The sequence below is a fragment of the Cognataquiflexum rubidum genome, from assembly GCF_022538115.1.
Lineage (GTDB): Bacteria > Bacteroidota > Bacteroidia > Cytophagales > Cyclobacteriaceae > Cognataquiflexum > Cognataquiflexum rubidum.
This window is the reverse complement of sequence record NZ_JAKZAL010000024.1, coordinates 1-24,418: the sequence shown is the minus strand read 5'-3', so window position 1 is coordinate 24,418 and position 24,418 is coordinate 1. Positions and strand designations below refer to the sequence as shown.

13 protein-coding genes are annotated in these 24,418 nt (G+C 39.2%); 4 read left to right on the top strand and 9 right to left on the bottom strand.

Annotation, left to right across the window (positions count from 1 at the left end; translation table 11 throughout):
• Nucleotides 1–25 precede the first annotated feature (25 nt).
• The gene (locus MMU05_RS19650; protein ID WP_241143371.1) at nucleotides 26–1,159 is read left to right on the top strand and encodes a BspA family leucine-rich repeat surface protein; all 1,134 of its coding nucleotides are present in this window, start codon (nucleotides 26–28) and stop codon (nucleotides 1,157–1,159) included.
• Between the two features lie 227 nt (nucleotides 1,160–1,386).
• Here MMU05_RS19650 and MMU05_RS19645 read toward each other — a convergent pair whose 3' ends face one another.
• From MMU05_RS19645 to rplU, 4 genes are all read right to left on the bottom strand, one after another.
• A complete protein-coding gene (locus tag MMU05_RS19645) occupies nucleotides 1,387–4,455 on the bottom strand; it encodes a WD40/YVTN/BNR-like repeat-containing protein (protein WP_241143370.1) in 3,069 nt (1,022 codons plus the stop codon).
• A 95-nt stretch (nucleotides 4,456–4,550) separates the two neighbouring features.
• Nucleotides 4,551–7,277 carry an alpha/beta hydrolase family protein gene (locus MMU05_RS19640; RefSeq protein WP_241143369.1) on the bottom strand — a complete coding sequence of 909 codons (2,727 nt, stop codon included), beginning with the start codon at nucleotides 7,275–7,277 and terminating at the stop codon, nucleotides 4,551–4,553.
• A 214-nt stretch (nucleotides 7,278–7,491) separates the two neighbouring features.
• Complete coding sequence (gene rpmA / locus MMU05_RS19635; RefSeq protein WP_241143368.1) at nucleotides 7,492–7,752, bottom strand: 50S ribosomal protein L27; 261 nt, start codon at nucleotides 7,750–7,752, stop codon at nucleotides 7,492–7,494.
• A gap of 32 nt (nucleotides 7,753–7,784) precedes the next feature.
• Nucleotides 7,785–8,096, bottom strand: coding sequence for a 50S ribosomal protein L21 (gene rplU / locus MMU05_RS19630; protein WP_241143367.1), 312 nt, complete (start codon nucleotides 8,094–8,096; stop codon nucleotides 7,785–7,787).
• Between the two features lie 665 nt (nucleotides 8,097–8,761).
• Between rplU and MMU05_RS19625 the strand changes: the two genes are divergently transcribed.
• The 3 genes from MMU05_RS19625 (at nucleotide 8,762) to MMU05_RS19615 (ending at nucleotide 12,747) form a co-directional block, all read left to right on the top strand.
• Nucleotides 8,762–9,742, top strand: a complete 981-nt coding sequence (locus MMU05_RS19625) for a ribonucleotide-diphosphate reductase subunit beta (protein WP_241143366.1) — start codon at nucleotides 8,762–8,764, stop codon at nucleotides 9,740–9,742.
• A gap of 33 nt (nucleotides 9,743–9,775) precedes the next feature.
• Nucleotides 9,776–12,181, top strand: coding sequence for a ribonucleoside-diphosphate reductase subunit alpha (locus MMU05_RS19620; protein WP_241143365.1), 2,406 nt, complete (start codon nucleotides 9,776–9,778; stop codon nucleotides 12,179–12,181).
• A gap of 98 nt (nucleotides 12,182–12,279) precedes the next feature.
• Complete coding sequence (locus MMU05_RS19615) at nucleotides 12,280–12,747, top strand: DUF1569 domain-containing protein (protein WP_241143364.1); 468 nt, start codon at nucleotides 12,280–12,282, stop codon at nucleotides 12,745–12,747.
• Between the two features lie 98 nt (nucleotides 12,748–12,845).
• Here the strand turns inward: MMU05_RS19615 and MMU05_RS19610 are convergent, their stop codons facing one another.
• The 5 genes from MMU05_RS19610 to MMU05_RS19590 all read right to left on the bottom strand — a co-directional run.
• Nucleotides 12,846–13,652, bottom strand: a complete 807-nt coding sequence (locus MMU05_RS19610; protein ID WP_241143363.1) for a hypothetical protein — start codon at nucleotides 13,650–13,652, stop codon at nucleotides 12,846–12,848.
• Nucleotides 13,652–17,689 carry an ATP-binding protein gene (locus MMU05_RS19605; protein ID WP_241143362.1) on the bottom strand — a complete coding sequence of 1,346 codons (4,038 nt, stop codon included), beginning with the start codon at nucleotides 17,687–17,689 and terminating at the stop codon, nucleotides 13,652–13,654. Before MMU05_RS19605 ends, MMU05_RS19610 begins: the two co-directional genes overlap by 1 nt.
• A gap of 1 nt (nucleotide 17,690) precedes the next feature.
• Entirely contained in the window at nucleotides 17,691–21,743 is a 4,053-nt protein-coding gene (locus MMU05_RS19600) for an ATP-binding protein (protein WP_241143361.1), read from the bottom strand.
• 5 nt (nucleotides 21,744–21,748) lie between these two features.
• Nucleotides 21,749–23,884, bottom strand: a complete 2,136-nt coding sequence (locus MMU05_RS19595; RefSeq protein WP_241143360.1) for an adenylate/guanylate cyclase domain-containing protein — start codon at nucleotides 23,882–23,884, stop codon at nucleotides 21,749–21,751.
• Between the two features lie 246 nt (nucleotides 23,885–24,130).
• On the bottom strand, nucleotides 24,131–24,418 hold a 288-nt coding region (locus MMU05_RS19590), incomplete at its 5' end, for a hypothetical protein (protein WP_241143359.1).

Genomic DNA, 24,418 nt, shown 5'->3' with positions numbered 1-24,418 from the left:
TTCCAACCCTAAATTTTCATCAATTATGAGAAGCACCAAATTAATTCTGATCCTTTTATTCACGGTACTTTTCTCTTGTGAAGAAGAACCTCTACCACTGGAAGGATTCAAACTTTCCATGTCTTCAACTCCCGAAGAAGCCGGTAAGATCAATTTTACTCCTTGGCACAGCCTCTATCCCAAAGGAATTTCTGTGACCCTAACCCCCGAACCCAATGAAAATTGGGTGTTTCAAAAATGGGAAGGAGACGTAAGTGGGGCTTCCAGTCCTCTCGAACTGAAAATGGATTCAGACAAAAGGGTGATTGCTGTCTTTGTCAAAAAGAATTATGGCTTGGATTACACCATTATTGGAGAGGGCATTGTATCCGAAAAGGTTGTGGAAAACCCTTCAGGAAGGGAGTACCCACATGGAACAACGGTTGAACTGACCCCAATCCCCAAAGAAGGATGGGTATTTGAAAGTTGGGGAGAATATGGCGCTGAAACCAATGGTGGGTATTGGGAATATTTAATTTCTAATGAAATCCCAATAATAGCCCTTATCGATGCCCCAAAAACTTTAATAGTCACTTTCGTGCCCAAGCCACAGGGAGAGCCGAGGTTTTATTTAGCAGAAAATGGCATTACCTGCAAATGTGAAAATGTCATCGCAGGTCAAAAAGGAATCCTTAATGGTGATGAATTTGAGGCGGTAAACAATGAGTTTTTAAGACAAAGATTTGTAGAAAAAGCGGACATGACCAAATTATGTACCTCCTTGGTAACCGATATGAGTAACTTATTTGAATTTTCATATTTCAACCAACCCATAGGAAATTGGGATGTCAGTAAGGTTTCTGATATGTCGAATATGTTTTATGGTTCAGCTTTCAACCAACCTATAGGAGCTTGGAATGTCAGTAAGGTAACCAACATGCAGGACATGTTTGCAGGGGGATTGGGTGCCGATGGGTTCTATGAGGCTTTTTTTAACCAAGCTATTGGAGAATGGGATGTCAGTAATGTTACTAAAATGGATGGAATGTTTAGTAAGAATACAGATTTTAACCAGGACCTGTCAAAATGGTGTGTGGCAAAAATCCCGACTATTCCGATTGATTTTACCAATTCAGCTTGGACCTTGCCAAAACCTGTTTGGGGAACTTGTCCGGATTAGCTTTTCATCTATTTTTTGCCACTCCAATTTTTGGAGTGACTTTTCAAACATTCAGCGCTTTTTGACAGGCATACTATCTGGATTATTACCAATGATCTTAGACGTGATAAAATTCTAGGTGTCTATGAAAAAAAATAACCCCAGTCCGATCTAGACTGAGGTTTTTCTTTTTTACGTACTGCTTTGGTCAATTGACTATCGACTGGGAACTATCCTGAAAACAGCAACTACTTCTTCTCTATCTCCGCTTTCAATTCCTCGATATTCAAAACTTTGGAAATCTGGGTTTTTTCAATTTCCCTGAATTTTGTCAATTGGATATTGATCAGGTTGGTAATTTCTGTTCGTACCTCTTCGGCGCCATCGGTCGGTCGGTAATCTCCCGTTCCGACCACAGAATTCAAATGTGCCAACTTATTGTTCAACCTGATCGGGAAGTTCAATGGATCTTGTCCGCTTTGGTTTTGGGTTTGGTACAATTCTTTTTCTATATCACTAATACTCTTAATGATAGGATCAATCCTTCTTTTCATTTTGGGATCTTTTTCAACCAATGCATTTAACTCCTCTCTGTATTTCCTGATGATGATGATTGTTTCATGGGTTTCGGTCAGCTTATCCCTGACATTCAAGAGAAAATCGTATTGCGCCAAAAGGTCTTCTTGCGTGGATTCATACCTTGGGTCCGCCAAAACCTTGAAAGTCTGTTCCTCAGCCTTGCCATCCACTATCAATCTGACAATGTAGTCTCCAGGAACAATCTTTGGGCCACGTAGCGGGCCGGACCACATGATCATCCCTTCAAAACTTTTGGCATCCGGAATGCGAAGATTCCAATTGATTTCATTCGAACCGGTTTTATACTTCAAAGTATCTTTTTCGATTCCTTTGGAAGAAAATTCTCTGAGAAGATTTCTCTTGTTGTCATAAAACTCCACCCGAACTTCCTCTTTGGGTTCGTCTTTCAGGTGATAATAAACCAAGACTCCGCCGGCCCTATTGGTGCCTGCAGTTTTTGACTCCCTTTTTACACCGTCCATCCTGTAAGAATCCTGCGGTTTGAAAAGGTGAAATGGTTTTGCTCCAATTTGATCAGACATTTGATGCAGGACAGTCAGGTCATCCACGATCCAAAAACTCCTGCCTTGGGTTGCAGCGATCAAATTGTTGTCCTTGATGGTCAAGTCTGTGATAGGAACAATTGGAAGATTGAGCTGAAACGGTTTCCAATCCGCACCGTCATTGAAAGAGATATACATTCCTGTCTCTGTACCGGCATACAGAATCCCTTTTTTGGACGGATCAGCCCTAATCACCCTTGTAAAATGCTGTCCGTCAATACCATTGGTGATTTTGGCCCAGGTTTTACCGTAATCAGAGGTCTTGTATAGATACGGTGTAAAATCACCGTTTTTATAGCCTGTTGCAGCAAAGTATAATCCGCCTTCCTCAAAAGGATGGCCCTCTGTGCTGTTGATTTGGATCCATTCAGGAAGGCCTTTTGGAGTTACATTTTCCCAGGTTTTACCGTTGTCCTTGGACACATGGACCAATCCATCATCTGAACCTGCCCAAAGCACCCCTTTTTTCAAAGGAGATTCAGACGCAGTAAAAATGGTACTGTAGTATTCCACAGAGGTATTGTCCTTGGTGATCGGACCACCGGAAGGTCCCAATTTCTCTTTTGCATTCCTTGTCAAATCCGGGCTGAAAGTCTCCCAAGATTGTCCTCCATCTGTTGACCTGTGAAATTGATTGGAAGTCGTGTAAAGGACTTTCGGGTCATGAAGGGAAAAGAAAATGGGGAAATTCCATTGAAAACGATACTTCATATCTTCTGCTCCATGCCCCATGGGATTGTTTGGGTACACATTGACCGTTCTGGAGGTTTTTGTCCTATGGTTTTCCCTAGTCAAATACCCACCATACGACCCGCCATACACAATGTCGCTGTCATTTGGATCAGGTGCTATCCATCCACTTTCTCCACCGGCTGTAGGCTCCCAGTCATCTTCGGTAATCCCTCTTCCATCATTTCGGTGGCTGATACGTAGCGTGGAATTATCCTGCTGTGCCCCATAGATTCTGTAAGGAAAATGATTGTCCGTGGTTACCCTGTAAAATTGGGAAGTCGGTTGATTCATATAAGTTGTCCAAGAAGCTCCTCCATCGAAAGAAACCTGCGCTCCGCCGTCATCAGCGATGATCATCCTTTGGTTATCTTTTGGATCAATCCACAGGTCATGATGGTCCCCGTGAGGGGCATCATAATTTTTGAATGTCTTGCCTCCGTCAGTAGATTTATGGTAATCGACATTCAGGACATACACCGTGCTGTCGCTTTGCGTATCGGCATAAAGTCTGGTGTAGTACCAGGCTCTTTGTCTGAGGTTTCTATCTTCATTGGTCTTCTCCCAAGTCGTCCCTCCGTCATCTGACCTGAACAATCCACCATTTAGGTTTTCGACCATGGCCCAGATACGGTTTGGGTTGACCGGTGAAATGGTGACTCCGATGATTCCCAAAGTACCTTCAGGCAATCCTTTGTTGGTAGAAATTTCGGTCCAATTCTCACCTCCATCTACACTCTTGAACATTTTGGATCCGGGTCCGCCACTTTCAAGACTATAAGGCGTTCTTTTCAGTTCCCAAGTCGTTGCAAACATGACATCCGGATTTTTTGGATCCAATACCAAATCCACTGCTCCTGACGTGGGATTTACAAAAAGTTTTCTGTTCCAGGTTTTTCCTCCATCAATGGATTTGTACACACCTCTTATCTCTGTTGGTTTGAATATGTCACCCATCACTGCAGCAAGGACAACATCCGGATTGGTGGGATGGATTCTGATGCGAGATACAAAGCGGGATTCTTCCATTCCTAGACTTGTCCAAGTCTTTCCGGCATCGGCACTTTTCCAAAAGCCATAGCCATAAGAAACATTGCCCCTGACGGTCTTTTCTCCACCACCGACATAGATTATATTGGGATCAGAATCTGCCACAGCAACTGCCCCAATAGAACCACCGAAATACCCGTCGGAAATATTTCCCCAGGTTTTTCCTCCGTCGGTGGTTTTCCATACCCCACCACCTGTAGCGCCAAAGTAAAATGTATTCCTCTCGGAAGCTACTCCTGCCACTGCAGCTGATCGTCCCCCACGATGAGGGCCGATGTTTCGCCATTGGATGGCTTCGTAGATTTTTTCATCATACTGCTGTGCGTGGACTTGATGTCCAAATCCTATTCCGAGTAGGATAAATACTGATAAAGCAAAATGTAATATTCTTTTCATATTGATATAATGGTTGTCATTGGAAATATAAGATTGAATAAAGATGACAGAATTTAAGCATAAATATTCATGAGGAAGTCTCAATTTGTTCCTTGTTATTTTACCTTGTCGTAAAGTTTATCTAAATGGGGAACACCATTTTCCATCCATTCCGGTGCAGGCAAATTCATCAGATAATGATCAAAATAAGCTTTCATTCTCACCTGAAAGTCCTTTTGATTGGCTTCATTAGAAAGATGGTGACCTTCATTGGGATATGAAAGAAATATCACCTCTTTCCCCATTCTTCTTGCTGCATTATAAAGTTCCAAGCCTTGTCCCCAATCCACAGCTCCATCTTTTGTGCCATGCAGGATCAAAAAAGGAGTTTTGATATTGGGAACATGGCGCATAGGATTTTCCCGGTTATAATCTTCCCTATGTGTCCAAGGCGTAACTCCCCGACCCATTCTTACCTGACCTATTTCCATAATCCCATGATGAACCGTCCCCGAACTTCCATAGATGTTATTATAGAAGCTTTCAAGATTGGTCGGTGGAGCACCCGTGACGATACACTTGAACATGTCAGTTTGGGTAAGAATAAAAGAAGTCTGGTAACCACCCCAGCTATGTCCCTGAAGACCTATATTGTTTTTGTCAGCAAAACCCAATTCAATTAATTTTTTTGCTGCTGAAGTTACTGCATCCAAGGAACTTGTTCCGGGTTTACCCTCCTCAAATATAATATCAGGCATGAAAACCATATAACCATTGCTTGCATAAGTAGAAAAATGAGGTCTATCGTCATATACAGGCATGGAATAAGCATGATGACGGTCAGACATTTTTTCATAAAAATACATAATGGTAGGATACTGTTTCCCTTCGATATAACCCGCAGGCAATGTCAGCGTCCCCTGCAAACGCTGCCCTTTACTATTGGTGAAATCAACCAATTTTCTACGACCCCAAGCATACTCTTCTTGTTGGGGATTTGCGTCAGTGATTTTTTGGATACTTCCAAATTTTGAATCTGATGTAAAAAAGTCAGGAAACTCTTCGAAGGTTTGTTTGGTGAAAAACAATTTTTCAGCCTTTTCCGGCTTTTGCAATGAACCTATCATCGCATCTACATAGAAAAGAGGTGCCGGATTACCGCCCAATTTAAGTTCGTAATAGCCATTTTTCTTGGTCCATTCCCCGTAGGCTTCCAATAATATTGGTTTTTTGGTGTCTATCCATTCTTCTTCTTTGTCCAATTTAAAGTGTCTGAACCTGATTTCCTCTTTGTCACCTATCTTGGTAATATTTTCGGCTTTGCTTCCGTCCAAGGCCAATATCCAAAGGTCAAATTTGTGGTTCAATATGACATTCTTCCCGTCTTTTGTCCAACCTGCAACTCCATAAGGAGGTTTTTCATGGGGATAAGGATGTTCCAAATCCATGAATTTTACATTGGCTTTTGATGATACATTAATTTTGGTGTTGGTTTCAAGATTGTAAGCAATAATTGAGGTATCTTTTTGGTACAGGTAGTATTTCCCGTCCGGAGATTGTTGCAATGGCCTATTTACCAATTTTTCAACCAAAATTCGCTCTCCATTTTTGACATTTACCCTATACATATCTGCCGGCGACACTCCCCAATTGATATCACTGATATAGGGTTTTTCGTCTAGTCCTATTTTAAATACATTGTGTCCTGAGGACAAAACTGTTTTTAAATCATCATCTGAAAGCCTGACAAATTTGTTTTGCCCAAAAAGGTAAATCGAGGAAAATGTTGCGTTCCGGTCCCTATTTGCACGTACTATTTGCACTGATTGGATATAGCTGTCTTTCCAATGCCATACATCCACATTTGGAATGGTGTCTTTATCCGCCTTGAATTTGATTTCTTGCTCTTTGATCCCAAACCAAACTGAACTACCATCCTGCAAAAAACGCAGATTGGATTTTTCGCTTATGACAAATTGTTTTGGGAAATCGGGATTTTCGGAATTCAGGGTTTGAATTACCGGCTTGGCATTAATTTCAGAAACTACAAGCAACTCATTCACCTGCTGCTCCAATGAGTCAATTTTTTCTCCTTTCAAAACCGCAAACCGATTGCCCTTGCTTGACCACTCCTTCTTTTTACTTTCTTTATCATCCCAAACCAGCCCCTGATAGGATTTTTGATCAGAATCTAGGACGTTAGTAGACATGGTGGTTAAGTTCAATAAATAAATACCGTTTCCTATTTTGTCCTTAGCATCTACTATGTACGCCAAGTGGGAGGACTTTTTATTCAATGCAAATTCGGAAACATTCCCTATCACAAAAGATTTTCCCTCCGTAGTAATGTAAACCACTAAATCTGAACCTTTATGGGACTCTTTATCTCCCTCTTCTTTTTGACGGTGAACCAACCAGTATTTTTCATCGGATGAAAAATCCATAGAATGGGCAGATTCAACCTCAAATGAATCACCTCCAATGAGAGATTGCAAATATGCTTTTTGGAGAATAGGTTTTTTTTCCTTTTTGAGTTTTTCAGTCTCTGCCTTATTGGGTTTGGAAAAATAGGAAAAGAAATTACTGTTTTCTGAAAAACTCGGATTCAATCCAAATGGAATGCGTTTTAGAATGCCATCAGTCAGGGATTTGAGGTGGAGTGTATCGTCTCCACCGTTGGGTCTTAGTGCATAAGCAAACCACTTACCATCAGAAGCAGGAGTGGCCGTGACGATTCTGGACCACCGTGCATAATCTTTGATTTCCAAAGGTTTGTTTTGGCTTATGGCTTGATTTGAATATATCAAAAACAAAATCAGAATTTGTATCTGGAGAGATTTCATGGATATAATTTTATTGAGTTCATCAGGTATGAAGTTCAACTGCTGAATTCACAATTAAAAATCTTTTTACATGACAGGCAGGTGATTGGAGAATCAAAAAAAGCCGACTGAATCGTTCCAATATATTCTAATTCCAAAAATCGATCAGGAGTAGTAAAACCAAAAAAGGCTTCCCCGTTAGGAGAAGCCTTTCTGATGCTTGGAAAAATGATTGTTATGCTTCAGCAGGTACAACGGTAACATAAGATTTACCGTCAAACTTCCTTCTGAATTCAACTTTTCCCGGTACAAGTGCAAACAGGGTATGGTCCTTGCCGATACCTACATTTTCACCAGGATGGTGCTTTGTACCTCTTTGTCTGATAATGATGTTTCCGGCAACTACTGCCTCACCACCAAATTTCTTCACACCTAGTCTTTTGCTGTGTGATTCTCTACCGTTTCTGGAACTACCGACGCCTTTTTTGTGAGCCATGATTTTATACGTTTAGGACTTCTTGCGAAATCTTATAATGAAATGCTTTCAATCAATACTTTTGTGAAGTCTTGTCTGTGGCCGTTTTTCTTTTTGTAACCTTTTCTTCTCTTCTTTTTGAAGACGATTACTTTACCACCTTTAACGTGATCAAGAATTTTTCCTGATACCTTGGCCCCTGCAATGGTTGGGGCCCCAATTGATACTGCACCATCGGCCTCGGCCAATAATACCTGATCAAATTCCACGGAAGCGCCAGCCTCGCCCTGCAACAATGGTGCATAAACGTGCTGATCTTTAGTTACTTTGAACTGCTTTCCTGCGATGTTGACAATTGCGTACATAGAATGATTTTAATGTCTTTAGGAAATTGAGGTGCAAATATAATTACTCTTTCATTAATAAAAAAGTATCCCTAAGAATTACCTGACATTATCTTATATATACAGCAATCAATGTCGTTTAATTAGGGGAGATTCGATAAACTTTTCCAAAGTTCGGAATGGATGTTTTAAGGTTTTCAGGGTCTGGTCCCAACTTTGGAAAAGGTTTGTATAACGCAAAAGCTTATCTAAACGACATTGATACAGCAATTGAAAACTCAGGACCGGTTGTATAGATAGGTCAAATTTTGAGATCTATACACATTAATTATTTTTACAATATTATTTTGACTTTTATTCAAAAACCTTCTTAAAAACAGGTCGAAAAAAAATATTTGTGGACATCAAAAAAAGTTTTGATGCCTCATACAGTAATTTTAAATTAAATCTATGATTTATATAAATGACTTTAAAATATTGATTTTATGATGTTTATATATTTTTTGAATTAAATTCAAAAAACGAAGCATTTAGACGTTCTCGGGGTTTTATTTTTGGAAATTCTTCATCATATTTGTTGAAGGCTGTTCTGAAAAAATGGCCTTTTCTTCCCAGCAGTATTTAGGAGTTTAATATAGCCTTCTCTCTCCTTTTAAAGAAGACTAACCCCAAAACATTTAAGAGTAATGCAACACTTTGAACCAATTCTCCAAGAGAACAAAAACCGTTTCGTTTTATTTCCCATCCAGCATGACGACATCTGGCAATACTACAAAAAGGCGGAGGCCAGTTTTTGGACAGCCGAAGAAATTGACCTGAGTCAAGACTTAAAAGACTGGAAAAACCTGAATGACGGAGAAAGACACTTTATATCGCACGTTTTGGCTTTTTTTGCTGCAAGCGACGGGATAGTAAATGAAAACCTTGCTGAGCATTTTGTGGCCGAAGTACAATATACCGAAGCCAAGTTTTTTTATGGTTTCCAGATCGCCATGGAAAATATCCACTCGGAGACCTACAGTTTATTGATAGATACCTACATCAAAGACAATGTCGAAAGAGACAGGCTTTTGAATGCCCTGGAGCACATCGAATGTGTAAGGAAAAAAGCGGATTGGGCTTTGAGGTGGATCGACAACGGTAATTTCCAGGAAAGACTGATTGCTTTTGCTGCTGTCGAAGGAATATTTTTCTCAGGTTCTTTTTGTTCCATCTTTTGGATGAAGAAAAGAGGCCTCATGCCTGGGCTAACCTTTTCCAATGAATTGATTTCAAGAGATGAGGGGCTTCACTGTGATTTTGCTTGTCATTTGTACACACAGCACGTTGTCAACCATCTTCCTAAAGAAACTGTAACAAGAATAATTGAAGATGCAGTTGCTATCGAAAAAGAATTTGTCACAGATGCATTGCCTGTCAAATTGATCGGTATGAATGCCGATTTGATGTGCCAATATATAGAGTTTGTCGCCGACAGACTTCTTGTAGAACTGGGCTGTGCCAAAGTATGGAACAGTACCAACCCATTTGACTTTATGGACATGATTTCCCTTCAGGGCAAAACCAATTTCTTTGAAAAAAGGGTTGGTGATTACCAAAAGGCTGGGGTGATGAAGTCCAAAGAATTGGTCGAATCCCCTAAGTTCTCCATCGGAGAAGATTTCTAAAATTATTTCACCACTAACCCAAATCCATTTGTCATGTTAGTAATAAAAAGAGATGGCCGTCGCGAATCTGTACGGTTCGACAAAATAACCGCTAGAATAGAAAACCTATGTTATGGTCTGGATATCAATTATATCCATCCAATCGAAGTCGCAAAAAAGGTAATTGACGGCCTTTATGACGGAGTTACCACCACAGAACTCGATAATCTTGCTGCTGAAGTTTCAGCATCATTGACTGTAAAGCATCCTGATTACGCGATCTTAGCTGCTCGGATAGCCATATCCAATCTACAGAAAACTACCTCTCAGTCTTTCTCAAATACGATGAAAAGGCTATACACCTATGTCAATCCGAAGACGGGAGAGAATGCAGCTTTGATCGCTCCAGATGTATATGGTGTGGTAAAAAACCATGCGGCTAAGCTTGACGAAGCGATTGATTACAACAGAGACTTTGACTATGATTATTTCGGATTCAAGACTTTAGAGAAAAGTTATTTGATCCGTTTGGATAATAAGGTTGTGGAAAGACCGCAGCACATGCTCATGAGAGTCGCTGTAGGGATCCATAAAGAGGATGTGGAAGCTGCTATTGAAACTTACCACTTACTTTCCCAAAAGTGGTTTACACATGCCACTCCAACCCTATTCAATGCCGGCACGCCTAAGCCACAGCTTTCATCTTGTTTCTTATTGACAATGAAAGATGATAGCATTGACGGGATCTATGATACGCTAAAGCAATGCGCAAAAATATCCCAATCTGCAGGCGGCATCGGGCTTTCTATCCATAATGTTAGGGCAAAAGGCAGTTATATCCGAGGCACAAATGGTGTTTCTAACGGAATAGTGCCCATGCTTAGAAACTTTGACATGACCGCAAGGTATGTGGATCAGGGTGGAGGAAAGAGAAAAGGCAGTTTTGCTATTTATTTGGAGCCATGGCATGCAGATGTGAAAGATTTCTTGGAATTGAAAAGAAATCATGGCAAAGAAGAAATGAGAGCAAGAGATCTTTTCTATGCCATGTGGATACCTGACCTTTTCATGAGAAGAGTGGAAGAGAATGAGGATTGGTCTCTTTTCTGTCCAAATGAAGCACCGGGATTGGCAGATTGCCACAGTGAAGAATTTGAAAGACTTTACGAAAAATATGAGAGAGAAGGCCGCGCGAGAGAAGTCGTAAAAGCACAAGAGCTTTGGTTTGAAATATTGGAATCACAGATCGAAACCGGTACTCCATACATGTTGTATAAGGATTCGGCAAATAAAAAATCCAACCAGCAAAATCTTGGAACGATCAAATCTTCCAATCTTTGCACAGAAATACTAGAATATACTGCACCTGATGAGGTTGCTGTCTGTAACCTTGCATCCATTGCACTCCCAAAATATGTAACAACCGGACCAGATGGAAAAAAATTCTTTGACCATCAGAAGTTGTATGAAATCACAAAAGTTGCTACCAGAAACCTGAACAAAGTAATTGATGTCAATTACTATCCGGTAGAGGAAGCAAAGAGATCCAACTTCCGACACAGACCTATCGGGCTCGGCGTACAAGGATTGGCTGATGCCTTTATCATGCTGAGAATGCCTTTTGAATCCGCAGAAGCAAAAGGTCTGAATGAAGACATCTTCGAAACCATTTACTTTGCCGCCATGGAAACTTCCATGGAATTGGCAAAAATTCATGGGCCGTATGAAACTTATGAAGGATCTCCTGCATCTAAAGGCATATTCCAATTTGACATGTGGGGTGTAACTCCAAAATCAGGCAGATGGCAATGGGATTCCCTTAAGGAGCAAGTTTTACAGCATGGTGTGAGAAATTCCCTTTTGGTAGCTCCAATGCCAACCGCTTCTACTTCTCAAATCTTGGGAAATAATGAATGTTTTGAACCATATACTTCGAACGTATATACCAGAAGAACGCTTTCAGGTGAATTCATCATTGCAAACAAGCACTTGATGAAAGATCTCATCAGCCTTGGTCTTTGGAATGACAATATGAAAAACAGACTGATTGCAGCCAATGGATCTGTACAGAAACTTCCTGATGTCCCACAAAACATCAAGGATCTGTACAAGACAGTTTGGGAAATCTCTCAAAAAATCATCATTGACATGGCTGCAGACAGAGGAGCATATATCTGTCAATCACAGAGTATGAACGTCTTTATGCAGGACCCCAACTTTGGTAAATTAACCTCTATGCACTTCTATGCATGGAAGAAAGGTCTAAAGACAGGGATGTACTATTTGAGGTCTCAGGCAGCTACTGCAGCGATCCAATTCACTGTTGATAAAGGTGCTTTAGAGCCTGAAAAAACTGTCATCGCATCAACCCCTACCATGGACTTGACCAAAGGGCAAAAGCAAGGTGCTATCGCATGTTCCCTTGACAATCCTGATGAGTGCGAGATGTGTGGAAGTTAAAAGCTAAAAATTTAGAGTTATTTATACCAATCCAAAAGCGTCTGATATTATCAGGCGCTTTTTTATATTTCTCATGAATTTGAAAAACCACAATCTCCATGGTACTTACAGCATCTCAAATCCAGGATTCTTTGAAAATGCTCAAAGATGATACAGAACCCATATTTGGAAAAATGACTGCACAGCATATGGTGGAACATTTAACCCTGACATTGAAACTTTCTGTAGGCAAAATCAAATATCCTCCCCTTACTCCCAGTGAAAGGGCACTCAAGTCAAAAGACATCCTGTTGTTCACAGAACTTGAAATGCCAATGGGCATGACTCCTCCAAATGATACCGGAGAACTCTATCCCTTAAAATTTTCTGATCTGGAAAAAGCCAAGGAAGCACTCTTACTGGCTTGGGATGAATACATGGAATATTATGAGAAAGATAGCGACGCGTCCGAAGTCCATCCTAGATTCGGGTACCTCAATAAGGAGGAATGGGATAGATTTCACTACAAACACATCATGCACCATTTCAAGCAATTCGGGGTTTGGCTGCGAGATGCCAAAAGTTGATTTAGCCAGAAAAAATAAGGGTTCAGGGCTATTTGTTTTTTGTCTTACGTCTTACGTCTTGATTCTTGTGTCTATTGTCTTATATAAAAATGACAACACTACCGGGCATTCCTTCTCTCCGAATTCTCCAAGAACTTTTCAAATTTCTCTTTGAATTCTTCATGCTTGTATTTTCCATCTACGGCTTCACCCTGACCCATCTCTGCCGTGTTGACCAATTCAAAATAAGCTTGGGGAAATTCATCTGAATACATTTTGGGAAGCACTTCCACTTTGGATAGCCCCATGTATACCGTAAATAATAGAAAAAGTGACATCAGGATGATGGACCTGTCCTTATTCCCAACAATAACCGAAATAGAAGTTGCCTTGTCAGACCCATAATGCATTTGCTTTTTCCTAAATGATACTACACCGAAAATTATCAGTAATAAAAAGGCAAGAATACCGAAAACTTCAGAAAAAATGGGGAAGAATGGAATTACTGTCATTGATAAAATATAGGATATCAAACTCACGTAAAAACATAAAACCAGCAACGCCAATACCTTGTTTTTAGAGTTGATTTCTTTGAATAGCTGAACTGCTTTTACTCCATAAACTGCCATTAATAAGCCACCCGCTAATCCGAATATCAATTCGACCAAATCAAAATGGATATAATATACCCTTAAGCCCAGGATAATCGAAATGGTAAACAATCCGATCAGTTCGCAAATAACCAGGTAATCAATTTTTGATTTATTCCTAAAAACATAAACCAACTGGGTAACAAACAACAAACCAAAAATAAAGGCAACCAACCCCATGATTTTGAAACCGTAGCTGTTCTGTGCCATGGAAGCAAATCCACCCATCACCAAAAGGACAAATAACAGGTAATAATATGTGTTATATTTCTTCATCAGTTTATCAAGAAATTAAAATAGATTTCAGTCCATTCAAGAAAATTATCCAATTCTTTCCAGCGGTTATCTCCTGACTCCAGTTCCTTTCTTTTAGAAGCTTCCAACAAAATCAAGCCTCTGCATTGCAAATCCTGTGACTCTGTCAGGTTATTTGGGATTGCTATCAATGCCCTATAATAATTACCTTCCCTTGCCAATCCTGATACCAATTCATATAAAGCATCGAATTTCTGTTGCTCTGGAATATCCCTCAAAATTTCACGGGCAAGACTATTGATTCTTTGACTGCCTATTGTGGATAACACATTGATAAAATAAGGCCTGCTATCCAATGGTCGAAATAGAATATTGAAATCCAAGTTTGCTGTTTTGGCAGAAACAGAATCTAAAAAAACAAATGCCTGTGGATCGGAATTGGTTTTATAGGCTCTTTTAGCCATCGCAATATATGGGAAGGCCTTTTCCGCATCACCTGGAAATCTTTCCACCAATTCAACGGACTCTTTAATTTTACCATACTGTACTAAATTAGCTGCAAGCTGGGTCATCATATTAAGAAAAAAGTTTTTTTCCACATACTCATATTTATTGGAAGACCTGGAAATAGCCTGTTGATCGAATTTTCGGTAATATTCAAATCCTTTCGCTGTATCCGCCTTATCAAATGCCCTGTTGGCCAAAATCAAATAAAACAGGTTTTTATCGACCTCTGTACCCTTGGGATGATCCTCCAGAAAATTCAATACATGGGTTAATGTTTCATCTGCAAGTGGATACTCGTTATCCACCGTACCCGGAGGAGGAAAGGCTTTAACTTCAAATGCTTTGGCAATCCAGAAATGTATAGTCTGTAAATCATCCCCTGTGGTGAACATTTTTGACAACAATCCTTTTCTATCCATATACTGATAGAACATATCTGAATGGTAGTTCCAACTGAACCAACCATCCCGATAGTCAGGATAAATAAACAATTCCTTTCTGGTAGGCTGAGTTGTCCTAACCCCATCATTATAGTATGGGATAGTTGAAGCTATTTTTTCTTCTAAATAGTTGGCATCTAACTTCGAATAATATTCAAACGCAGTGTCCAACCAAGAATCCAACAAATCCTGATTGACTTCCATTTGACGGTCAAACCAATATTTGTGGGTAAAAACAGCCTTTCTTTTAGTATTGATCGCCAATTGATAATTGCGTTCTGAGGGGTTTTTGATCTGATTGATATATAATTCGTAATCCTCACTCATCTGGTCATAAACAGATCGGTCTGAAAAGAATAGATTCGGATAAATATACCCTCGATAGGACCTTAAGCCCTGAGGCTCAAGATTGGCCCAAACATATAGATGTGAAATATATCCTGACCGGATTACCGTGTTTCTATAGATCGTTATTTCGGGGTTGTCAAACGTATTGGTTGCTATCCATTTTACTAACCTTGGCGCTAGATCCCTAAACTTATATTGGTATAAATACCCCAAAATATTTTGGTGATTATTAAATACCCTTCCCAATTCAAAGTACTCCCTTTGGCCATTATCCAGTAATTGGTTAAAGGCCCATTCCACTCCAATGATATCTCCTTTGCTGGCATAAAGTGAAGCCAAAGAATGGTAACCGTTGTTAAAATCCACTGGTTGTCTCCCGTTGGGTTCAAAACTTCCCTTTGGATAATATCGGGAGAAAGCATTTCTTCCTTCCTCGCTTTCAGCAGGTGAAATGGTCTGAAGAACTTCATCTATTTCTTGAATATTTGCTTTGCCATCGGTAAGCCAAAGCTGAATGGCCAAATTTAGCTCAAAAGGAAGCGTTGGACTAAACTGACCTGTTGCCTTATAAAAATCCAGGACTCTATTCTTGTTCCTTTCTGTTAAATCTGAAATAATTTCTCCATTTTCTTTTGAGGGGCTATAATAATTATCTCTCATCAGAATAAGCATAAACTTATTGGTCTGAGCCAAAATATAATCTGATTCAATTGAAGACTCCGGTGATTGCAGATCCTTAAAAATAAAATCGACAACCAAACTCCTAATTGGGTCTTCAATATGCTTATCTACATAAATCAAAAATTTATAAGTGTCAATAGCCAAAGAAATTCTATCCTTTTGATTAATCGAATTCAAAAATGAAGTCAAATAGCCTGATTCAAAACGCTCTTCTGCAAGCAGATAAATCGCCTTATCTTGGTTGTTTACTTCCGGACTATTCAAAAACGTTACAGATTCCTTTCTAGCCCGCTCAATGACCCGCTCATTTGCTTTTTGCTCTGCGTCATACCAATAAAAACCGCTTAACACTATCATCACCAAAATGGCAAAAAAGGTCCCTATCCTTTGGGGACCATACTTCATAAAAGTCCGGGTAAAAATCACATTTCTACTGCTTCGCTTCAGAAACTCCTGGATTTCAGCTAAGAGTTTTTGGGCTTCCTTCGTCCTTATTTCATCATTTTCTTTGATTTCTGAATACCTTTTGATCCAACCCACGTTCGGTTTACATTCCTCATACCAGTTTTCGAAAAATGACAAGGGCCCAATCGGAAGTAAAAAATTTCTGCTTTTTTTATTATCCTTCCAACGATCCAATTGTTTTTTAAAATCTAAAAAGATGCTATAGAACTCAAATTCCTGATTGGCCCAGGCATTGAGTTTATTCCAGTTCCGGATCAAACTTTCATGGGTAATATCCAAAACCGTTTCATCTTGTAAAACATGGGTTTCAGGATCTTCTGTTTTGAAAGGTCTGATAAATGAATTCCCTTCTTCCCTAAAAATATTCAGAACTCCACCCACAACCTTGGCAGTAAGATTAGGCGTATTGATGATTTCGGTAAGTTCTCCCAAACTCATCCGATTCCTAACTGCCCTACTATTGTCAATTTTTGTAAGTCCGCTAAAAGTCAATGCGATAACCCGCTTGGCTTCTTGCTGAGAAATGGGATTTTCAGGATTATTCTTATTGTAATATTCCCATGCATTTTCATATAAAATGCTGGCATGGATTTCAATAACCTTACTCAAACCGGTCTGATGATAATATACCCGCTGATGTTCAGGCAAAGTTTTGAACCATTGCAGGAATATTTTTTGATCATTTTCCGGCAATTCATTAGCCGCCATCCCCCCGACTTTTGCATAATGAATGAGATCCATTTCCTCAGACCCACTATCCGCAGCTAACCAGATCTGAGTCAAGGCATGCTGCAAAATAGGGAGTTGATCCAAGCCTTCTGACAGGTCATACACCAATCGCTCAATCAACCTTTGGGAAATCCTGTTTCCACTCAATATCGCAGGTTCCTCAACTACCTGTTTTAGATCTTTTCGTTTTAATCGAGGCACGAAAAACTGTGAAAAACCTATATATTCAGGAAGCCCTCTGAATGCAGAACACTGCCCAATGTAATCTGAACGCATGGTACAGACCACATACACGGGTATGTTCTTTTTGAGGGCAATGCGTGCGGTTTCCAAAATCAGATTCACGACAATTTGTGAATCCTGTGAAGGGGCTTCCTTGTAGAAGTTTTCGGGATTGGTAAAAAATTCCTCAAACTGATCCACAATGATCATTAAATTGGCAGCCTTTCTCTTTCTGTTTCTCTTTCCTGTTTCGTCTAAATCCTGCCACTTTTCATCCTGCTCGTCTATATAAAAATCGGAATTGGTATATAAATCAATCAGGGATGAAAATCCTCTTCTCAATTCTGTTTCAACCGTTGAATCTAGAATGTTGAATTTATCAGCAATAGCTGAGGCCATGTTCTTGACAGGACTACGCTCCGGACGGAAGTCGGCTACTACCCAATTGGTGTATTTCGCTTTGAAAAAGCCTGCCCTGGCGTTGGGAATCAACCCGGCATAAATCAAAGATGACTTTCCTTCACCTGAGGCGCCGGTTACCATCAAGAATTTATTCTGCTCCAACAAGGCAGTAAGCTGATCTATCTGATGATCCCGGCCTTTAAAATAAATGCTTTCATCCTCAGTAAATGACCTTAAACCGGTATATGGACATATATTATTCATATCAGCTGCTTTCATCAAGGTAAATAATCCATTTGGTAACATTCCAAAGATAATTTTCCTGGAATTCAGACCATTTATCCTCTAACTCTCCTTTGCCCTCTGCATATCCATATAATATTTCACTCAACAAAATAGCTTGGTCTCCATCAGAAATATTTTCAGGAAAACGGCTTTTAGCCTCATATAAGTAAAAATGAAATCCCAAAGAGCGTACAATAAATTGATTAGCAAGAATTTTCAGCTGTAAGTTTTTTATAATTCTAAAAGACTCCTCCAAATTTTCTTTCGGGTCATAAAGGGTATTGGCGTAGGCAAGTTGTATTCTATGTGGTTGGCCTGTGGTGACAATTCCGGTTCTGTCAAACTCAACTCTGGCAGAGTCCAAAAGCCTTTTTGCCATTTCTGGATTTGTTTTTTTGTAGAGGAGGTCTTTTGCTGCATAGGCATAAATTGAAGACCTATTGATGGCTTTGTTGAATGGTTTTATCAATCTAAAGATCTCGTCAAAACTCTCGGAATTTGCCAAACCTTCAGTAGCTGTTGCTATCAATCTTAACACATAATTATTTACCTGGTTTCCATATTCCTTGGTACGAAGATTGTTTAATAAAATGTCAGGGTTAATTTTTTGATAATAGGCATGCATTACTTCTTCTTCATTTCTTTGATATGCCCTTTCACCTAAAAATAAGTACAATAAATTCAGATCCACCTGTGCAATATTCTCTCTTTTGGACAGTTCTATGTCCAATTTTTGAAATACATCAGAACGGACCGGTTTAACCACAAAGCCATTAGGTGCCCAAACTTTTGATTTGTAATTCTGTAACCATATAGAAATAAAATCAAGCTCAGCCTTACTTGGATAAAAGAACTCCATTAGCTGATTGTCCAATAAATACTCGATAAAAACATCAGAAAAATAAAAGAAAAAGAATACCCTTGGTTCCAAAGGAGCAAAGCTAAGTCTTATATCAGGGTAAATGAATAAAAATTTCCGGGGAAAGATCAAATCATCCGTTGCTGCAACTCCTATAAATGTCGTGGGTTCCTCAAGGAAAGAAGGAGCAATTGTCCGATAATATTCAACAGATTTGTCCAATAATTGATTAACAGTAAGCTCTCCCGGATTGGGATCTTCATAATTGATGTTTTTTAGAATTCCTTCATTTTTATAGGAAAGTGCGATCAAAAAATTTCTTTGGTCAGGAACCTGGATATCCCGAATCACCACTTCCCTATATTTGGAAAAGAAAAACCCAATTTGAGCCCTATCACTGAATTGTAGGTTTAGATTTTGCGTTTCATCCATAAATGGAAATAAATGAAGATTACTGATGGTGGTAACAGATTTTAACATCCGGCCTAAAACTCGGATATAAAATTCTTCGGAAGAAATATTCTTTCTCTGAGTATAGCCATTCACAAAATGATCCAAAGCCTTTTCATGACCAAACTTGTAAAATACAGCAGCTATATTGGCTGCATTATCCGCACCCGCAGCGTAATCCCCTTGGTAATTGTTTTGGGAATTGGCCAATAAAACATCCATACAATCCAACACCTTTTCACTATTGCCTTGTGAGGCATATAAATAGGCTAATTGCTGATAAAGCCCATTGAATTTAAAGCCATATTCGCCATTTCCTCTTTGAAGTAGCTTATCCTCATCAAAATTCACTTTAATCCAATCCGATTTAGTTTCCTTTTCAAATGAGGACAGTATTTGAATAAGTTCACTGGTTTGTTCTTGATTAAAAACCGAATAGTTCACGGCATGTTCCAGTGCCAAAGTGAAATTTTTGATATCACTGAAATCTGCAGGACGGGTTTGGAGAATATGAAAAATTATTTCCCCTGACCGCTTTGCATTTTCCATTTTCCAAATATTGATTTGAGGATCAGGATTATAATAATAAGCCAGTTCCAGAGTCGCACGCAGAAAATTCAATTGCTTCAAAATGGCAGATAATGCAGAAGATGAATTATTGAATTGGCTATACTCAGATGCTACACTGTCCGCAAGGGCCAAACTTCTGAAAATCTCTTTTTTTGGCTCGTCTCTACCCTGAAACACCAACATTGTAGCAATTCCTGTTGAAATATTGATTTTTTCGATTGGGTCGGGAATGGCATTGATCACCTCATCTATATTGGTAAGGTCAAGCTTCATTTGCTCCGCTATGAGATATATTCTATCCTCAAATGCCACTTTCGGACTATTGACTAATTTTATTGACTCTTCCTTAATGGAATTTAAAATATATGAATTCTGCTGTCTAAGGTATTGCCTAATGGCAAAAGAACTGAAAACCAAAAAGGCAATCAAAGCAATGGCAATCCCGATTCTTTTTGCTCCATAGCGCATGACTGTCCTGGTCACCACATGTTTTCTGGCACTCTTGTTTAAGAATTCCTGAGAATTATTTAGGATATTTTTTGCCTTGGATAATTTCTTGTCCTGATCAAATTCCTCCGGAAGGTATCTGGAAACCCAGTGGATATTTGGGTTTAGATTATTGATCCAATTTTCAAAATAGGTCAAAGGCCCAATTGACATTAAAAAAGCATTCGATTTTCCGCTTTCAACCCAGCGGTTCAGCTGTTGCTCATAATCGAGATAAACGGTGTAATTGTTATATTCCTCCTCAGCCCAGTTTTTGAGATAATCCCAATTACGGATCAGACTCTCATGGGTAATGTCAAGCACGTCATTTTCGCCAAGAGCACGGCTTTCAGGATCATCGGAAATAAATGGTCTGATAAAAGTATTGCCCGGTTCCCGGAAAATATTCAATACCGCCCCGACTTCCATCGTGCCAAATTCCTTCCTACCCAATATATTGGTAATTTCTTGTAGGGTCATTCGGTTTCTTACCGCACGGCTTTGGTCAATTTTGGTCAGGCAGGAAAAAGTATTTTTGATAATTGCTTTTGTGTCTTCATTGGAAATATCCTTACCTGTATTTTCAATGTAGTAAGCCCTTGCCTGCTCAAATAGCTTATTGGTATGGGTATCAAGGACATTCTGTAGGCTCGGTGCATGATAACAGGCTTTGATATTTTCAGGCAGATCATCAAACCATTTTTTAAATTTCAATACCTGATCTTCCGGCAGTTCGGATACAGGCATTCCCCCAACCATGGCATAATGAATCAGATCCATTTCTTCTGTCCCATTATTGGCCGCATGCCAGATCTGATTGAGTGCATGCTGAAGAATCGGAAGCTGATCTACACCCTCGGTCAGATCATGGATCAGTCTTTCAGTCAGCCTTCTTGTAATTTGATTTCCACTTAGGACAGCCGGTTCTTCGATGACCAATTGCAGTTGGGCCCTATTAAGCCTGGGAACAAAAAACTGGGAAAATCCTATGTACTCAGGCAATCCACGAAAAGCCGCGCATTGCCCAATGAAGTCTGACCTCATGGTAAAAATAACATAGATGGGCAGTCCTTCATCCAATGCTATCTTAGAGGTTTCCAGCAATAAATTTAAAACCAGATTGGCTTCTTTTGAGGGAACTCCTTTATCGTAATTTTCAGGATTGGTAAAAAATTCCTCAAACTGATCCACAAGGATTATCAAATTGGCTGCTTTTCTCTTAATAATTGCCTTTTTCCGTTCGTCGGCTGCCTGCCACTCCAAAGCATCATCATCAAGAAACCTATCAGAATTCCTATATAAATCAACAATGGCAGAAAAACCATGCTTAAGTTCCGATTCAACGGTTATTTCGCTTGGAATTTCAAGTTGATTCGCAATTGCCTTGCACAGATTTTTGAAGGGGGATCTTTCAGGCCTAAAATCAGCAACACACCATTGGCTATATTTCGATTTAAGGAAACCTGCCCGGGCATTGGGAATGATCCCTGCATAGACTAGTGATGATTTGCCATCACCCGAAGCACCTGTCAGCATCAAAAACTTATTCCGCTGCAATTGGGCTGTAGCAGCATCAATATCATCTTCCCTACCCTTAAAGTATAAAGATTCCTCTTCTGTAAAAGAGCGCAGTCCCGTATAGGGGCATATTTGATAGTCTTCAAACATACCCGTTATTTGAGATTGACAACTGTGGTATAAACTTTTTTGACTTCTGCCGGCACTTCCTCCTTCGGAACAATAATGGAAACCACTTTTGGAGCTTTAAAAATCCGTGCAAAGTTACTTCTAGGATCATCTTCGCCAACAAAAAATATCGGGGTAGGAGAAGAAGCACCACCTACTTCTTTCCAGATTTGCTTTATGAAAGGCAAAGCCCAATCCGCAGCATATTTAAAATAAACTACTGCCAGTTTACTTTTTGGAATCTGCTGTGAGGACACTTCCCTATATTGATCTTCACCATCGGGCATGATATTCATGATTTCGATTGGGTATTCCAAACTCAACCTGTCCGTAATTTCTTTTGCCTCAAGTTCATCCTGCTGGTTGAAAATAAAGAAGATATCGGTATCCTTGGAGTCGAAGATTTCCACTTGCTCCTTCATCATTACTACTCTGATATCATCCACCAACTGCATGGGGCCTGCACTATTGGAAAACATCATGTTTTTTGTGATGTTGTTCCTTATGTACTTGATAAATTCCTGTTGAGCAGATTTTATTGTTCCAGAGGCTTCAGGATGCAACCAAATAAATGAATTGAATTCCGCCCCTGGTGAATCAATATTTTTTTTGGCCTCTAGAAACTGGAATTGTGGAAATGAAACATCATCATCGGATTCGAATCGTCTCCCAAATTCCCCACTTAATATATGGAGCGAGCAAACGCATTGTTTTAGAGCTTCAACCGTCTTTGCTTTAAACACTTCATCATCTGCCGGGCAATCAATAGAAGGGAGTACATTGAATCCTGCTTTTTGGAGGATTATCGCCATCTCCTCTCTTTTTTCTTTTATGTCATTGGATGTCCAAGCCAAAAAAATGTTTGGTCTGGAACGGTCTATCATCTGAACCTTAAGGGAGGAAGACAAAGATGTCGAGACTACATTAGGGACAATTTTTGTAGATGTTGGCGAAAAGGCTGTATATCCAAAAGAGTTTTCTTTTTGAAAAAGTTTGGCTCCCGAAACAATATCCTTGACAGCATTGGCCAATTTATTGATCTGATTTCGGTACATAGGCCTGTTTGGATTTCCCTGCTTTTCGTCATCTATGGGCAGCAGGGGGCGGTTGACACCATCTTCTCTGAAAATAAAATCAATCGAACGTAAACCACCTGAAAGTTCTGATTCAAGTAGTTTGATATCCTCCATATCTATATCGTGGATTTTTACCGGGATCACCCTTGAAGCGACATTGTCATTCAATAGCTTAATGGTTTTGCCCATTTTCTCACTAAGTACCCCATCTTGAAATCCTTTGAATTCATTTTTCCAAACAGGTGAATCGACATCACAATAGGTTTGTGAAATAATCGGAATGAAAATCAAAGATTTAATTTTTGAGGAAACAGACCCGTCTTCTTGTAGGAATTTCTTCTTTTCATCTTCGGGATTAATATCGAAATAAATTGAAAGCTTATCTTTACAGGTAGCGCTCAGTTCCTGTTTGAGCTTTGTGACAAGTTCGGAAACCCAACCATCATATTTATTATCATTAAACCTGAAACTGATATGGATATCATAATCATATTCAGGAATAATGGATGACTTTTCTATGGCTGAGGTTTGATTACTGCTTGAAATGGATGATGCAGATAGTATTCTATAGACCTTGACCGGCTCTTTTACATTTTTAAGGTTTTCAATTTTAAAAAACTCTGACCTGATGTCATTTTTATTGGTGAGATCTCTTTGTACGGATTCGGATACGAATATAGTCGCCGGTGCTGCTAATGCCTGTATTCTTGCTGCAATATTGACTACATCTCCAAAAATGTCCTCATTCTCAAAAATGACTTCTCCCTGATGAATTCCTATTCTAAGTTTATAAACATTTGCTTCATTGCATAAATTCTGGATTTTTATGGCGGCGTAAACAGCATTACTCACTGAAGGAAAGCTTGCCATGACTCCATCACCGAGTTCTTTGATAAACTTACCACCAAATTCATCTATTACTGGTTTATGGATTTCCCTGTTTTTCCTTAATAATTCAAAGGCTTTTTGTTCATCATTGCCCATCAATGCCGTGTATCCGACAATATCAGTGAACATGATCGCTGCAAGTTGGCGTATTTGTGACATTTTATAAATCTAACAGACTAGGAATAAAAATTTTATTTTAAAACAATACAACAGTAATATGAGAAATTTTGACCAAAAAAAAAATATTACTAAATAACCAACTAAAAATTACCAAATAATATATTGTCTTTCATTATCAATATAAAATTATGAAATACTTCAATTATTCTTTTCAAATTATATATTGATATTATTAAGAATTGTTTTACTACCAATAAGTTTAAAATTTTAATAAAATGATTTTGATTAATTTTCAAATTCAAGTTGATCATTTGAGGCTGAATAAATTAATTTTTTCGCATTATTGTCCCTTTTCAAAAGTATGGCCCAGAAAAATTCTGTAAAACCCATTCTATATGGAGGCAATAATGAAATTATTATGTTGGATTCAAAACCAATCTTCTTTTCCAAATTTCCCAAAAATGCAAAAAGACCCTCAGGTATGTATCTGAGGGTCTGAATAATGTGGCGGCGGCCTACTCTCCCGGGTGTAACCCCAGTACCATCGGCGCTGCAGGGCTTAACTTCTCTGTT